General features: G+C 61.9%; 13 protein-coding genes and 1 pseudogene. 7 read left to right on the plus strand and 7 right to left on the minus strand.

Translation table 11 applies throughout. The features are described 5' to 3' along the window. Positions 1-150: 150 nt before the first annotated feature. Positions 151-453, plus strand: a pseudogene (locus QZY01_RS12115) (SDR family oxidoreductase); the annotation flags it as partial. A gap of 214 nt (positions 454-667) precedes the next feature. Here the strand turns inward: QZY01_RS12115 and QZY01_RS12120 are convergent. After that, positions 668-937, minus strand: a complete 270-nt coding sequence (locus tag QZY01_RS12120; RefSeq protein WP_294537500.1) for a hypothetical protein — start codon at positions 935-937, stop codon at positions 668-670. Positions 938-1,658: 721 nt separating this feature from the next. Here QZY01_RS12120 and QZY01_RS12125 point away from each other — a divergent pair. Next, positions 1,659-2,651 carry a metallophosphoesterase gene (locus QZY01_RS12125; RefSeq protein ID WP_294537502.1) on the plus strand — a complete coding sequence of 331 codons (993 nt, stop codon included), beginning with the start codon at positions 1,659-1,661 and terminating at the stop codon, positions 2,649-2,651. Positions 2,652-3,076: 425 nt separating this feature from the next. On the opposite strand, the gene QZY01_RS12130 is transcribed toward QZY01_RS12125, so the two are convergent. From QZY01_RS12130 to QZY01_RS12145, 4 genes are all read right to left on the minus strand, one after another. Continuing rightward, on the minus strand, positions 3,077-4,090 hold the full coding sequence (locus QZY01_RS12130) for a sulfate ABC transporter ATP-binding protein (RefSeq protein WP_294537504.1): 1,014 nt from the start codon (positions 4,088-4,090) through the stop codon (positions 3,077-3,079). A 73-nt stretch (positions 4,091-4,163) separates the two neighbouring features. Continuing rightward, the gene (locus QZY01_RS12135) at positions 4,164-5,186 is read right to left on the minus strand and encodes an ABC transporter permease subunit (protein WP_294537506.1); all 1,023 of its coding nucleotides are present in this window, start codon (positions 5,184-5,186) and stop codon (positions 4,164-4,166) included. 24 nt (positions 5,187-5,210) lie between these two features. Then, the gene (locus QZY01_RS12140; RefSeq protein WP_294537509.1) at positions 5,211-6,119 is read right to left on the minus strand and encodes an ABC transporter permease subunit; all 909 of its coding nucleotides are present in this window, start codon (positions 6,117-6,119) and stop codon (positions 5,211-5,213) included. Between the two features lie 62 nt (positions 6,120-6,181). Further along, positions 6,182-7,279, minus strand: coding sequence for a sulfate ABC transporter substrate-binding protein (locus tag QZY01_RS12145; protein ID WP_294537511.1), 1,098 nt, complete (start codon positions 7,277-7,279; stop codon positions 6,182-6,184). A 268-nt stretch (positions 7,280-7,547) separates the two neighbouring features. Between QZY01_RS12145 and QZY01_RS12150 the strand changes: the two genes are divergently transcribed. From QZY01_RS12150 to QZY01_RS12160, 3 genes are all read left to right on the plus strand, one after another. Then, positions 7,548-8,321, plus strand: coding sequence for a hypothetical protein (locus tag QZY01_RS12150; protein ID WP_294537513.1), 774 nt, complete (start codon positions 7,548-7,550; stop codon positions 8,319-8,321). Positions 8,322-8,370: 49 nt separating this feature from the next. Further along, complete coding sequence (locus tag QZY01_RS12155; RefSeq protein WP_294537515.1) at positions 8,371-9,429, plus strand: low specificity L-threonine aldolase; 1,059 nt, start codon at positions 8,371-8,373, stop codon at positions 9,427-9,429. Between the two features lie 442 nt (positions 9,430-9,871). Continuing rightward, entirely contained in the window at positions 9,872-10,600 is a 729-nt protein-coding gene (locus tag QZY01_RS12160) for a dihydrofolate reductase family protein (RefSeq protein ID WP_294537519.1), read from the plus strand. Positions 10,601-10,877: 277 nt separating this feature from the next. On the opposite strand, the gene QZY01_RS12165 is transcribed toward QZY01_RS12160, so the two are convergent. Then, positions 10,878-11,363: an integration host factor subunit alpha gene (locus QZY01_RS12165; RefSeq protein WP_294537522.1), complete on the minus strand. Its 486-nt coding sequence runs from the start codon at positions 11,361-11,363 to the stop codon at positions 10,878-10,880. A gap of 529 nt (positions 11,364-11,892) precedes the next feature. Between QZY01_RS12165 and QZY01_RS12170 the strand changes: the two genes are divergently transcribed. Both QZY01_RS12170 and QZY01_RS12175 read left to right on the plus strand, forming a co-directional pair. Then, positions 11,893-14,232, plus strand: a complete 2,340-nt coding sequence (locus QZY01_RS12170; RefSeq protein ID WP_294537523.1) for a GAF domain-containing protein — start codon at positions 11,893-11,895, stop codon at positions 14,230-14,232. After that, a complete protein-coding gene (locus QZY01_RS12175; protein ID WP_294537524.1) occupies positions 14,229-14,906 on the plus strand; it encodes a response regulator transcription factor in 678 nt (225 codons plus the stop codon). Before QZY01_RS12170 ends, QZY01_RS12175 begins: the two co-directional genes overlap by 4 nt. A gap of 538 nt (positions 14,907-15,444) precedes the next feature. Here the strand turns inward: QZY01_RS12175 and QZY01_RS12180 are convergent. Further along, a complete protein-coding gene (locus tag QZY01_RS12180; protein ID WP_294537525.1) occupies positions 15,445-15,588 on the minus strand; it encodes a hypothetical protein in 144 nt (47 codons plus the stop codon). Positions 15,589-15,590 lie beyond the last annotated feature (2 nt).

Here is a 15,590-nt window from a genome sequence, read left to right on the forward strand (position 1 = left end):
ATTGCCGGCGCTGATCCTCGACGAGAAAGACCATTTCGCCCATCTGATCGCGCTGGCGGCGCAATTGCCGCGTCTCAAAGTCGTCGTGGTCTGCCCGGAGGACCATAATTCGCTCGGCGGCGCGCTGCTTTCGGCCGAAAAAGGCCGGATTACAACGTCATGGGACCGGTCAAGTCGGCGCTGGAGGCGACGACGCGCGACCTCGCCGCCGAACTCGGCGAAAAGCGTATACGCGTCTATGCGGTTTCGCCCGGCCCGCTGAAGACCCGCGCGGCGAGCGGCATCGCCGATTTCGACGAGTTGGTCGAGGCGGCGGTGAACCGCAGCCCGGCGCGTCGTCTGGTCGATATCGCCGAAGTCGGCCGCGTCGTCGCCTTCCTGGTCGGCGGCGGCGCCTCGGGAATGACCGGCGATACGATCTATGTCGACGGCGGCCTGCACAACGTCGCCTGAGCGGGGGCGAAACTCAAGAGACCGCGCGCTGCCGGACCGTTCGAGAATATTTGACGCGCCGCTCGCCGCCGAAAAGAGGTTTATTGCATTGGGTTTGCGCTTTACGCCGACCTCGCCACCATTTTCGAGGACGAATTCAATACCGGCCGCTTCAAGCGTGGTTCAAGATCAAGGTTGCACGACGAACGATATTTTTCTGCAGCTCGCTCGAAGCTCACTCCCATTCCTTCATTCGGTTGATCAGAACGAAATCGGTAATGCCGGCCTTCCCGGCAATATATGCCGAAGCCGCCTCCGAGAGCCGATCAACCAGTTTCTTTTTGTATTTTTCAGACAGGGGGTCGAGGACAATGGTCGTCACAATCACGAGAACATTGCGGTCGGATCCGTCCCGCGACTTCATCGGCCAGACCTTGGCCCTTTTAGCAAGGGGGTGAGCAAAACTCATGGCAGCCTCGATTGCGTAGTTGAAGAAAATATCCAATCCAATGTTGCACAACAATGACCTGACGTCTTCAACGTCGTGATATCCGCAAATTCCAATATGCGGATCGGCCCACACACAACAATATTGGAATGACGACGACGATCGTTCTCTTGACGGCTTTACCCTTCCCAAGGCTCGATCCGGCCCTGCCAGTAGAGCCTTTCCTTCCCGTCGATTACCCAGCAGACTTCGCCGGCGTAAGGAATCCAAACAGTGCCGCTTTGGCGATAGTCGGCGAACCTCCCGCGCCATGGCGTCGGCAGGATTGGCGCCGCAACCGACCTAGCCCCCGAGAGGCTGCGCGCGAAGTCATGCGGCGTCTTTTCTGCTGACTGGAGGCGCTTTGCTGGCCGCCAGCGCTCTTGCGGACGGATTTGGATGTCTTGGCTCTATGGCGACATTTGCGCCTGCCGGCTTCGTCTCGGGACTGGCCCTGCTGGCGTTGGCGGGGACAACGTGGACAGGGCGCATAATTCGCCGACGAAATCAGCGCAAAAGGCTGGCGCCATTTGAGCCAGACGAGTCCGCCGCGAATGCGCAGCTATCTGTGAACTCTATGGCGCTTGACAAATCATGAGCTTCGGACGCTGATCGGAACCGCGGCGCGAGGACGGTCAGCGACCTCTCTCAGCGCATGGGCGACGCCTGTCGAACTGGGCGCTATGCGACCTCTTGACAGCTGAATCATGGGTTGCAGCCATCGCCGGATCGGGACCAGATGATTTCGACGCTCAACCCTTCGCAAATTGGACGGCCTGCCGATTTTCTATCGAATGACGAGGTGTTGCAAATCCTCGAACGCCGCCTGGGCCCGCTGCACGCGCGACAGCGCCGGGGGATAGAATCAGCCCATGAAGCTCAGGTTTTCGGACAGGGCTTGACCTTCTTTCATTTCGAAAACATGCCATTATCGCACGTAATCATCGAAACGATCCTGCGTCTTTCGGGAACATATTGGCGCGGACGGTCGAATGCAGCCAAGGTAGAGCTGCGGACGCATGACGTCATTTCGGCGAGGCTTCCCGCCGCCTTTGACGGCTACACGATTCTCCATCTTTCCGATCTGCACACCGACATCAGCGCGCCCGCGATGAAACGCGTCGCGGAACTCGTGGCGGGTCTGCACTATGACTTATGTGTCCTGACCGGCGATTATCGAGGCTTGACCTTTGGTCCCTCTCGTCCGGCGCTCGAAGGATTGGCGGAACTCCGTCAGGCATTGAGCGGCGACATTTATGGCGTACTCGGCAACCACGATTCAATCCTGATGGTTCCGGATCTCGAGCGCATGGGTGTGCGGATGTTATTGAACGAGCACGTCATGATCGAGCGTGGCGATGCTCATGTGTTCGTGACGGGCATCGACGATGCGCATTTCTATCGCGTCGACAATATCGAGAAGGCGGCGGCCGAAATCCCTCACGAAGCGTTTTCAATCCTGTTGTCGCATACCCCCGAAGTCTACCGTCAGGCTAGTCATGCAGGTTTCGATCTCATGCTTTCGGGACATACGCATGGCGGCCAGATTTGCTTGCCGGGCGGCATTCCAGTGACGTTGGACTCCGATCTTCCCCGCCGGATGGGACGCGGTGTCTGGAAGCACCACGACATGATCGGATATACATCCGTTGGCGCCGGCTCCAGCGTCGTGCCCGTCCGATTCAATTGTCCGCCGGAAGTAACTGTCCATACGCTCCGAAAGTCGCCGTGAAGCAATCAATACGGCTTTTCACGGATGTTAAGCCAACAAGCGCGAAGCAAGCGTCGTTAGCAGGAGCGAAGACAGAAGTCCGCGAACGGTCTTGGATGCGCCAGGCAGCGGCCCTTCCATCCAGGAACCGAGCCCCGGCATCGAGCGGCCACGATAGGCGATTTTTCAACAACTTCGTCATGACGACAGGCGCGCCATTTGCGACCGCGAGAAGGACAAGAAGCTGTCCCAACAGAACAAAATCCACAGAAATTCCGCGCTGAAAGCCATATTCGCCGCCCGCGACGCGAAGCTTCGACCGTGGATATGTCTTTCCTTCGAGCCGCGCGCCAGAATAATTTCTTGCGGGAGTTATGGACGCGGTTGAACCGCGCCGGCTTCGCCCGCGTTTCTCGTTTTCCTGGCGCGGCCTTGCCTTCCGCCCTTCAGATCGAATAATCGAGCGGGAAATCGACATGGGCGCGGCGGGCGGCGAACCAGACTTTTTCGCCGCGTTCGAGTTTCAGCTCGTGGTAAGCCTGAGCCGTCAATTCGACATCGACGCGGTGGTTGTCGGCGCCTTCGAGTTCGATCTTCACCACCGGGCCGCCGAAGCCGATATGCGAAACCACGCCTGCCCGGGCGTCCGGTTGGCCGCCATCCGCCTCGCGGAAAATGGCGATGTCATGCGGGCGCACGAAGGAGCCGGCGCCGGCGCGGCCGTGGAATACGTTGTAATTGCCCAAAAATTTGAAAACGAAGGCATTGGCGGGATTTTCATAGACTTCCTGCGGCGAGTCGAATTGCTCGATCTGGCCATGGCCCATCACCGCCACGCGGTCGGAGACCTCCAGCGCTTCTTCCTGGTCATGGGTGACGAAAATCGTCGTGACATGGATCGTATCGTGGAGATGGCGCAGCCAGCTGCGCAATTCGCGCCGGACGGTGGCGTCGAGCGCGCCGAAGGGTTCGTCGAGCAGCAGCACGCGCGGCTCGACCGCCAGCGCGCGCGCCAAAGCCACGCGCTGGCGCTGGCCGCCGGAAAGCTGCGAGGGGTAGCGCTGCGCAAAACTGCCGAGCTGGATCAATTCCAGCAGCGATTTGACCTTTTCCTGGATCTGGGCCTCGTTTGGCCGCTCGCGGCGCCGTTTGGCGCGCAGGCCGAAGGCGATATTCTCGAAGACGGTCAGATGCTTGAACAAAGCATAGCTCTGGAAGACGAAGCCGATTCCGCGCCGGCCAAGATCGACGCCGGAGACGTCCTCGCCGTCAAACACCACCGCGCCGGAGCCCGGATCGGCCTGCTCGATCCCGGCGATGATGCGCAGAAGCGTCGTCTTGCCGGAACCCGAAGGTCCGAGCAGCGAGACGAGTTCGCCGGATTCGATCGTCAGGTCGATGTTGCGCAGCACCTTGGTGGGGCCATAGCTCTTCGAGATATTCCGCACTTCAATGGTCATGGCTTCGAAGTTCCTCCTATTCCATTCGATTCAAGCGCGATGTGTCGCGATTGAGGAGTCGTTGGGGCAGGCCTCAATCGGATCGTTCGATGTCGCGCGCCGCTTTCCATTCGACGATGCTCTTGGCGACCAGCGTGATGACGGCGACGAAGGCCAGCAGCGAGGCGACGGAAAAGGCGGCCTGGTTATTATATTCGTTCCAGAGTTTTTCAATGCGCAGCGGCATGGTGTCGTTGACGTCGATATGGCCGGACACCACCGAGACGGCGCCGAATTCGCCGAAGGAGCGCGCCATGCACAGGATCACGCCATAGAGCAGCGCCCATTTCACGTTGGGCAGGGTGATCTTGAAAAAGGTTCGCCAGCCTGAGGCGCCGAGCGACAGCGCCGCCAGTTCTTCGTCCGTTCCCTGGCTTTCCATCAAGGGCGTGAGCGAGCGCGCGACGAAGGGGAAAGTCACGAAAATGGTCGCGAGCACGATCGCGAGCGGGGTGAAGATGATCCCGACATGGGTCTGCCCGAAGGCGAGGGGCCAGAACCCGTCGGCGAACCCGACCCAATGCAGCGAGAAAGGGTCCGGCCATTCGAGTTTCGTCGCCCAGGGCCCCCAGATGCCGTTGCGGCCGAGCAGCAGCACGAAGACGAGGCCGGCGACCACCGGCGAGACCGAAAAGGGAAGGTCGATCAGGGACGTGAGCAGCGCGCGGCCGCGAAAATTGAACTTCGTCGTCGCCCAGGCGGCGGCGAGGCCAAAGAGGATGTTGAGCGGCAGCACAATGGAAGCGACGGCGGCGGTCAGGCCGATCGAGCGCCAGGTGCGGGCGGCCTGCGCCGCAGCTTCCGCAAGGCGGCGCTTCTGGCTGAAGGTCAGGACGGCGTCGGGGTCCGGCCGCTGCGGGAAGAAAACCGACAGATAGGCCTCGTAGCCTTTGGAAAAGGCCTGGTTGAACACATTGATCAGGGGAATCACGACGAAGATTGTGAGGAAGAGCACGGTGATCGAGATCAGGATGCGGCGCGCGGCGGGGCTTTCGGTCGAGACGGCGCGTTTCGTTTCGGCGACGTGGGGGACTGCTGCGGTGATGGCTCCGGCCATGGGGACGCCTCTTGCGTAATCGTGTCAGGCCGCCGCGCGTTCATGGCGGCGGGCGTAATGCTCCACCGCATTGATCGCGAGCAGGATGAGAAGGGAAATGAACAGCAGGACCACGCCGATCGCCGCCGCCGCCGCATATTGGAAATCGTCGAGCTTGGTGACGATCTGCAAGGGCGCGATCTGTGATTTGCCCGGAATGTTCGCGGCGATGAATATCACCGAGCCATATTCGCCAATGCCCCGGGCGAAGGCGAGGGCGAATCCCGAAACCCAGGCGGGGAAAAGCTCCGGAAAAATCACGCGGCGGAAGATCATGAAACTGCCGGCGCCGAGGCTGCGCGCGGCGGTTTCGAATTCGGGGTCCCATTCGATCAGCACCGGCTGGACGGTGCGCACCACAAAGGGCAGGCCGACGAACACCAGCACCAGCACGATGCCGGCCGTGCCGCCGGTATAGGGAAAGGTCAGCCAGTCGAGCGCCTCCGGCGCCAGCGGCGCCGACAGCCCGGCGAGGCCGGCGAGGCCGTTGACGCCGCCGACGATGCGCGGACCGAGGCCGCCGATCCAGCCGTCCTTCAGGTAGAGGCTGGCGTAGGTCAGGCCCGCGACGGCGGTCGGCAGGGCGAACGGAAAATCGATCAGGGCGTCGAACACGCGCCGGCCGGGAAATTCGTAGCGCACCAGCGCCCATGCCACGATGAGGCCGAAGATTCCGTTGATCAGCGCCGCGAGGAAGGAGGCCGTGAAGGTGAGCCGATAGGACGCGAGGACGATCGGATCGGTGGTGACGGCCCAGAACTGCGCGAAGCTCATCTCGGTGGTCTTGAGCACGAGCGCGCCAAGCGGAATCAGCACCAGGGCGGACAGATAGAACAGGGTATACCCCAGGGTCAGCGAAAACCCCGGTATCACGCGCGACGGAGAACCGGCCATCGATATTCCTCGATTGGAGAAAGGCCGCGCCTTTTAGTCGCGGGGCGCGGCCTTTCAGTCCATCATTTCGCGGGCTTGTAGATCTGGTCGAATGTGCCGCCGTCGGCGAAGAACGTCGTCTGCGCCTTCTCCCAGCCGCCGAAAGTCTCGTCGATGGTGAAGAACGGGATGTTCGGCAGTTGGGCGCTGTATTTCTTCAGCGCTTCGAGACTGCGCGGCCGATAATGCAGCTCTCCGGCCAGATTTTGCGCCTCGGGCGTATAGAGTCCCTTCAGATAGGCTTCGGCGACGGCGCGCGTGCCGCGCTGGTCCACGACCTTGTCGACCACGGCGACCGGCGGTTCGGTGAGAATGCTGACCGGAGGATAGACGATGTCGAACTTGTCGGCGCCGAATTCCTCCTGCGCCAGCCAGAGTTCGTTCTCCCAGTTCAGCAGCACGTCGCCGAGCTGTTTCTGTGCGAAGGAGACGGTCGAGCCGCGCGCGCCGGCGTCGAGCACCGGCACGTGGTTGTTGAACAGATCCGCGACCTGGGCCTGGACCTCGGCGTTCCGGAAGGCTGGGAAATCCTTGGCGGCCGCGCCGGCCGCCACCGCTTCGGCCTGGCCCTTGGCCGTGGAAAAGTCGTGGGTATTGGCCTTGGCGAGAGCGCCCCACAAAGCGAGATAGACCCAGCGCGCGCCGCCGCTGGTCTTCGGATTGGCGGTGATGACCTGGACGCCTGGCTTGAAGAGGTCCTTCCAGTCCTTGATGCCCTTCGGGTTGCCCTTGCGCACGAGGAAGGCGATGGTCGAGGTATAGGGCGCCGCGCCGTTGGGGAGTTTCTTCTGCCAGCCGGGCGCGATCAGGCCGGCGCGCTCGATGGCGGTGATGTCCCAGCCCAGCGCCAGCGTCACCACGTCGGCGTTGAGCCCATCGATGACCGAGCGCGCCTGTTTGCCGGAGCCGGCATGGGATTGCTCGATGGTGACGATGTCTCCCGTCTCCGCCTTGTATTTGGCGGCGAAAAGCTCGTTGTAATGGGTGTAGAGTTCGCGCGTCGGGTCATAGGACACATTGAGCAGGCGCACCTGCGCCGCTTGCGAGACCGGAGCCGCGCCGAAAAGGGCGATGACGCCGAGGGCGGCGCCAAGCGTGCGCCGGGAAAGCCAATTGTTCATGTGCGCCTCGTGATGGTGGACTGGAAGGTTTTTTATCCTTATACAGAGCATATTCGTTTGTCTATAAAAATAGTCATGTTTATTGGAGGGATGTCGCCGCTTGTTGGGTGCTTCGCGGGAGGCGCTGGATTTTCCGGTGAAACGCGGCGTTTTTCGCGGGCGTTTAAAGGCCAGTTTTACGCCAATCGCGATAATGACCCGCTGACCTTTCCCGCCTATCATGCGATCATCGACACTTGGGGAGCAAAGAGCGGAGGCCGGTTCAAGAATGCGAAAACATTTTCTGCTCGGCGCATGGGCGATTTTCTCTCTTCTTTCCGCCAGCGAAGGAACGGCGGCGAAAGACGGGGCCATGCCGCCGGTCCCCGGGCCGGCTGTCGAGGAAATTCCCATTCCCGACGTGGACGTGAGCGCCAGCGCGGGTCCGCGGGAACTTTCCTATGAGGCGATCGCCCGGGGGCTGGAGGCCTTCGCCCTCCACCAGCAGCAGGCTCCGGCGGCGAAACCGCAGTTCAGGGTCAGGCCGGTTCAGCAGGAGGCGAGCCTGAAGGGGCTGCATCTTGTCCTGTCCACGCCGGGCCGGAACAGGGACCTGCCTTTCGACAAGAACGGCGCTTTCACGCCGCCCCAACTCGACGCCGCCGACCGCGCCCAGGCGCGCATCGCTTTGAACCCGACGGATGGCGCCTTTGCGATCGCGCCCTTCGTCCGCACGCCCGGCCTCGCGCCCGACACGCTGCGCATGGGCGACCTGCGCGTGGGATGCGAAATGCGCTGGGCGATCGCGCGCGAGGACAACGATACATTTCCGCTGATTCTGTATGGGCCCGGCGGCCCCTGTCACAGCCACCTGGTCAAGTCCGTCCTGCAGGCGCCGCGCCCCGTTTCCTCGATCTGGCTGGTTTATGGCCAAAGGCGGGAGGCCTTGCCGGTCGAGCGCCTCAAAGCGGACCGCATCACCTTCATGCCGCCCATCCATGACGATTCCTGGCCCGACGATACGCTGATCGAACTCAAATTCCTCGAGGACGCGAGGCGGTGACGGACGGCGACTTGCTTGACTGGCGAGAGGATCGAGGCAGGTCGATGCAATGATCCAGGACTTTCCGCCAGAGCTTCAGCAATTCGCCAGCGATAATTACGCGGGCGTCTGCCCGCAGGCCTGGGCCGCGATGGAGGCGGCCAATAGCGGCCACGCGGCCGCCTATGGCGATGATTTCTGGACGGCGCGCGCGGCGGACGCCTTGCGCAATCTGTTCGAAACCCATTGCGAAGTCTTTTTCGTGTTCAACGGCACGGCGGCCAATGCGCTGGCGCTGTCGGCGCTCTGCCAGTCTTATCACAGCGTGATCTGCTCGTCGGTCGCCCATGTGGAAACCGACGAATGCGGGGCGCCGGAGTTCTTCTCCAATGGCTCCAAACTGCTCGTCGCCGCGACCGAACAGGGCAAGCTCACGCCCGACTCGGTGCGCGCGCTGGCGACGGGAAGGTCGGACCTGCATTTTCCCAAAGCCCGGGCGGTGACGATCACCCAGGCGACGGAAACGGGGCAGGTATACAGTATCGATGAAATCAAGTCGCTGTCAGCCGTCTGCCGTGAACTCGGTTTGCGCTTGCACATGGATGGCGCGCGTTTCGCCAACGCCTGCGCGGCGCTCGGGCGCCCGCCGGCGGAGCTGACCTGGAAAGCCGGCGTCGATGTGCTGTGTTTCGGCGGAACGAAAAACGGCATGGCCATGGGCGAGGCGGTGCTGTTTTTCGATCCCGCTCTGGCGCAGGATTTCGCCTACCGCTGCAAGCAGGCGGGGCAACTCGCGTCGAAAATGCGCTATCTGGCCGCGCCATGGGTGGGGATGCTGGAAAGCGGCGCCTGGCTGGCCAATGCGGCGCACGGCAATGCCTGCGCCCGGCGGCTCGCGGCCGCCATCGAGCGCGTTCCCGGCGTGGCGGCGCTGTTTCCGGTCGAGGCCAATTCGGTGTTTTTGCGCGCGCCTCCGCGTGTATTGGAAGGCTTGCGCGAAAAAGGCTGGCGGTTTTACAGTTTTATCGGCGGCGCCGGACGGTTCATGTTCGCCTGGGACGCCGATCCCGCGCGCGTCGACGCTCTGGCCGCCGACATCGCCGAACTTGCGGAGGCCAAACGCGAGTGACTGCGTCTGTTGCGCAGGGCTCCGAATCCAGTTTAATTTCCGAGCCTTGGGGGCCGTCATGGCCGTGCTTGTCACGGCCATCCACGCCAGCGAACTGCGCGAAAGATGCCGGAAGAAGCGGGATTGGCGCAATTCCCTTCGCCGATGATGCTGCGGCGCCGCGTGGATGCCCGTGACAAGCACGGGCATGACGGCGTTGTTAACCCGAGTTCGGAGCCCTGGTCTGTTGCGCGGGTGGAGCCGCAAGCTCGTTAAAGCCAGGCTTTGGCGGCGGACGCGAAGCCCGCGCCGTGAATTTGGCTCCGGCGGCAATTGAGGGTAATCCTGTTGGAACGACAGGCGTATAACGGATGTACGCGCGCCGCCGCGCCGGGCATGGCGGCGGCGGAAGGAGTGGTGGCGCGTCTTGGGGCTGTTCGGAAAACGGGCCGAAACGGCAAATTTGCCCGGGCAATCGCCAGACGCGCGGCAAGGCGCGTCGGCGCCGGAGGATGTTTTCGCGCCCTTTTGCGCCGCCCCGGCGCATCGGCCTTTCGTCGTCGCCCAGCTCGGCCAGTCGCTCGATGGACGCATCGCCACAATCAGCGGCGAATCCCGCAACATCAGCGGCGATGCCGCGCTCGATCATCTGCACCGCCTTCGCGCCCATGTCGATGCGGTGATTGTCGGCGCGGGCACGATTGTCGCCGACGATCCGCGCCTTTCGGTTCGCCGGATTCTTGGACAAAGCCCGGCGCGGATCGTCATCGATCCTTCGGGTCGTCTTGGCGAAGGCTGGAACTGGCTCGCGGAAGACGGCGTCCGGCGCCTCGTCGTCTGCTCTGCCGCGATCGAGCCGCCCGCGGGCGCTGAAACGATCCTTGTTCCCGCGTGCGAAAACCGCATCCCGCCGGCCGCGATCCTCGACGCGCTTTTCGCGCTCGGGTTTCGCCGCATCCTGGTCGAGGGCGGCGCCCGCACCATCGCCGCCTTCATCGAAGAAGGCTGTCTCGACCGGCTGCATGTGCTGGTGGCGCCAATCATCATCGGCTCGGGCCGCTCCGGCCTCGACCTGGCGCCCGAACCCAAACTTGCTTTGGCCCGGCGCCCCAGCGCGACGGCATATCTGCTTGGCCAGGGCGAGGTGCTGTTCGACTGCGACTTTTCCGCTTATCGCCGCAACGAGAGCTGAAGAGGGCTTGCCGCCGGCTGCCGTTGGCCCCGCTGCGCTAAACAGGGTGGCCGTACGCCGATGCTTGTGGCCCCCGACATGGCCCGCGACTGACCCTATACGGCGAGGAGCGGACGATCCTGATAACCGCCGGCAAGGACGGGTGCGCGTAAAATTGCGGACGTCGGAAAACCGGTCGCGGGGCTGATAGCCGATGTCGCCCTCTGCCAAGCGGCGGCGCAACGAGAGTTGGACGAACTGGAGCGGCGCTTGCAGAGGGTGATGTCGGGAAAAAAGCTCAACTGACGTTGAGGCGCTGACTCAAGAGCGCCGAAGGCTTGAAGATGAGGACGTTGCGCGCTTCGATTTTCGCGTCGACGCCCGTTTTCGGATTGCGTCCAACGCGCTCCCGTTTCGGTCGCACATGGAAGCTTCCGAAACCCGGAAGCTTGACGTTTTCGTTGCGGGTGAGGGCGTCGCCAATTTCGACCAGGAGCATTTCGAGCAACCGCCCGGACTCATGGAGCGAAAAGCCAATCCTGCGACGCATGGCGTCGGCAAGCATCGCTCGCGTCAAGGTCGCTCGTTCGTCGACGAAAGGCGCCGCAATGACGACATTGGCATCAGAGCGGAACTCGGTTTCTGGAGGTAAGGGCCGATATACGTTCATGGTACGTTCCAGTATTGTTTGACCAAACCCCCCACAAGTCTGACGCCAAACGGTAATCTTTGCTTCGGTGCTCGTCGATCTGCTGAAAAATGGTCTGCCGCCGGGAAAGGCCACGTCGCGACGGTCTTTCCGAAGTCGTTGGCAGAGGTTATCGGCTAGCGATAGAGGCCCTCTTGTTCCGTCGATAGCGCGCTATGCCGATACCGACGAAACCAAGCAGCATCAGCGCCCAAGTCAAGGGCTCCAACTCCCACCAAGCCGATAGTGTATCGCTGAGCGCCGGTCGATGTCCACGCGTGTTCACATATTGCCGTGTCAGATTTTTCTGACCGCCACATGCGGAAGTCCTGGTATTGACTATGGTGGTTTCACTGACGAAGGAAGCGGTGCGAGAGGGTTATTACCGACGAAGGCCGCCGGGCCGTCATGCTGCGGAGCGACGCCCATCCGCTTGCGTCCTTTTTCTCCAGCTCGCTGCGATCAAATGGCAAAAACATCGGGGTCTCCTTTTTGTGAGCGAGCTTTTTTCGGCACTTGATGTTAAGCTGTTGGAAGAAAACGCTAAATTCGTTTCGCCGAACGCGAAGATGCGCGCTTGGCGCAGAGGCGGACCGATGCGTTGCAAACGCGAAGGCGGCATGCGATGAGCGAAGCTCCCCCACCGGACCAGACGGCAGGCTTGTGCCGACAGGGGCCGGCTTTCGGCGGCGTGGACCTGACCAGTTGCGACAGGGAGCCGATTCACATCTCTGGATCCGTTCAACCGCACGGGGCCCTGGTTGCGTTCGACCCGCTGACGCTGCGGGTAGTGCATGCCGGCGGCGATACGCTGCGGGTCTTCGGGATTGCGCCTGTCGATTTGCTCGGACAGAGCATGGAGGCGCAGCTTCCACCCGATCGGTGGGCCTGCCTGCGTTCGCTGCTGGTCGACGGCGCCTTGCCGGGTCCAATGCACGCGTTCGTCGTTCCGGCGAAACGGGACGCCCGGGATATGGACGCCATCGTGCATTTCAGCGGCGGCCTCGTCGTGCTTGAGTTTGAACCCTTGTTGGAACGCTTGCCTGACGACGCGATGGTCGTCGTGCAGGCGATGCTTTTGCGCGTGCAGCAAGCCGCCACGTCTCGGGCGCTTTGCCAGACGATCGTCGAACAGGTGCGCAGGGTCACCGGCTTCGACCGCGTCATGCTGTATCGCTTCCTCCCGGATGGCAGCGGCGCGGTCGATGCCGAGGCGCGGGACGAGATTTCCGAATCCTTCCTCGGGCTGCACTATCCAGCCTCCGATATCCCGCGGCAGGCGCGCGCCCTGTATCTGAAAAACTGGATTCGGATTATCCCGGACACCGGTTACAAGCCGGCTCCGATCGCGCCGGCGCTCAATCCAGCCAATGGCCAACCGCTTGACCTCAGCTTCAGCGTACTCCGCAGCGTCTCGCCGATCCATATCGAGTACCTGGCCAATATGGGGGTCGCCGCGTCGATGTCCTTATCGATCGTCATGGGCGGGGAACTTTGGGGGCTGATTGCCTGCCATCACCGAACGCCGCACTTTCTGCCGCACCGACTGCGCATGGCGTGCGAATTATTTGCGCAAATGGCGTCGTCGAAGCTTGAGGCCAAGGTCGCCGCCGAGCAATTCGACGCACAGATCCACTGCAAGCGCTTGCACGAAGAACTCATCAAGAACATGAGCCAGGAGGCAGATCTAACCAGGGGGCTAACCCGTTACAGACCCAATCTTCTCGACTATATCCCCGCCGATGGCGTAGGGCTGTGGCTCGACGGCCAATTCACCAGGCTCGGCAATACGCCTGACCCCGAGCAGGTGGCCGCATTGATATCCTGGCTGAACGAGACGGTCGCGGATGGCGTGTTCTGCACCGACCGGCTGCCACTGCTCTATCCGCCCGCGGAAGCTTTCGCCGATGTCGCAAGCGGCCTGATCGCCTTTTCGGTGTCCAAGACGCCACGTGACTACGTACTCTGGTTCCGGACGGAATTCTTGCAGACAGTGACCTGGGCCGGCAATCCCGACAAGCCATTGGAGTGCGGGCCCAACGGCGACAGGTTGACGCCGCGCAAGAGCTTCGCCGCGTGGCGCGAGGCCGTGAAACTGCAGTCCCGTCCATGGCGGAGCGCCGAAATCGAGGCGGCCCAGGTTTTGCGTTTGTCACTGCTGGAGGTCGTCCTCAGACGTATAGATCAACTTGCCCGCGAGCGGGCGCAGGCCCAGCTAACGCAGGCGGCGATGACGATCGAACTGGACCGGCGGCTCCATGAATGGCAAGCTGTCGCAAAGGAGTTGAAAGAGGAGGCCGAACGGCGCACGATCCTTGAGTCCGAACTTTCGCGGGTGCGTCGTTCTGCCTTTGAGGATCAGGAAGCCGAGCGCCGCCGGATTGCCCGCGAACTGCACGACACGCTCGGGCAGACTCTCACCCTCATGCAACTCGGTCTTGATGGATTGAGCCGCGCTTCGGCCGAGGACGCGCCTTCTCAGGTGGCGGCATTGAAAGCGATCGCAGACGGCGTCGGGTCGGAAGTGAACCGGCTTGCATGGGAGCTCCGGCCTACAGCGCTCGATGATCTGGGCCTTGATGCAGCCGTTCGTCACCTCACCCATACCTGGAGCAAAAGATCGGATTTGCGATTTGGACTACATCTGACGCTCGAGGATCGGCGGCTTGCTCCGGCGGTGGAAACGGCGTTGTACCGCGTGCTGCAAGAGGCCATCATCAATATCGTTCGACACGCCGAGGCGACCAAGGTCGACGTGCTGCTCGATGCGAACGATACGGAAGTCCGAATGATCATCGAGGATAACGGACGCGGCTTTTCGACTCACTTCGAGCCGTCCGACCCGCCCTCGGAACGCCTCGGCCTGCTCGGCATCCGGGAACGGTTGTCCCTCGTGTCGGGGCGGCTGGAGGTTGAGTCGGCCCCCGGCCAAGGCTGCACGCTGTTCGTCACGGCGCCGTTATGAGCGATCCATCGAAGCTGCGCGTGTTTCTGGCCGATGACCACCCCGTGGTCCTGGCGGGCATCAAGTCCTTGTTGATCGCGGACGCGGGGATAGAGGTCGTCGGCGAGGCAGGCGACGGACCTGCCGCGCTGAAGATGGCGAGCGAGCTCAAGCCGGATGTTTTGGTGCTGGACCTGTCGATGCCTGGCCTGAACGGTGTCGAAGTGGCCCGCGAAATGCGGGTGACGTCGCCCCAAACCAAATTGCTGGTGTTGACCGTTCACGAGGATCAATCCTACGTTCGAAAGTTGCTCGAGGTCGGTGTAGCCGGTTACGTTTTGAAACGCTCGGCGGCGGCTGATCTTCTTCGCGCCGTTCACGCCGTCGCCGGAGGCGGCATCTATCTCGACCCCAGGATTGCCGGACAGATCGTCGACAGCGCTGTAAACCCGTCGCACGTTGGTTCAAAGGAGCAAGCGGTTGAACTGAGCGAGCGCGAAGTCGAGGTGCTTCGCCTTACTGCGATCGGCCATAGCAACAAGGCTATCGCGAACAGCTTGCAACTCAGCGTCAAGAGCGTGGAAACCTACAAGGCGCGTGCGATGGAAAAACTCGGATTCCATGGCCGTGTGGAGCTTGTGGGCTATGCCCTCATCAAGGGATGGCTGGCGCCGGCGCCTGAGGCATGTGGTTGATCCAGGCCGCTTCGCCGCCAGTTTCACAAAATGGAACGCGACAGCTGCGCCTTTGCTCCGCCGGAAGGCTTTTGCGAATGAGCGCGCGATCAACAATTGCCTCAGCGTCGGCGAATGAGCCGAACCTGACAAGTCGGTCGAATAAAATTCCCAACGCCTATTCGATACTGGCATGACCGCTGCAGGTCGAATATGGAAAAGGCGAACGGCGGCTATCTGCTCAGGACGGGACGATCGCCGATCCTATCGCGATGGTCGCCTTCGAGCAGAATGCGGAAGATGCGCGAGTCTCTCGCGGCGCGGCCTGTTCGCGCTCAGGTTGCAAAACAGAGCGGGGGCGGCGGCAATGGGATTTTTTGAAAAAAGGCGCATTTTTTTGATGAATTTGTGAAAAATCGCGTCGATTTTCACTCGTTTTCACTCGTTTTCGCCCCTGTTTTTCCCGTTTCAACCGCAAGGTTGTGGTTCGCGGAGGCGCGGCGCGCGGCTTTCCGGCTCTCGCGCGGGCCGAAGGACGGCGCCGGAAAAGCGCGCTATTTCAAGGAAAAAGCCGCAGCGACGGCAAACCGAACCCTTGCCTTGTTTCACGTGAAACAAAACAAGAACGCTCCCCACCCGGCGCTTGCGCTGTTTTCGCCATTTTCACATTCACGCCAGAGAATGTTTTGGCAAAATCTTTCATCG

Source organism: uncultured Rhodoblastus sp. (assembly GCF_903903185.1).
In the GTDB taxonomy this organism is placed as follows: Bacteria; Pseudomonadota; Alphaproteobacteria; order Rhizobiales; family Beijerinckiaceae; genus Rhodoblastus.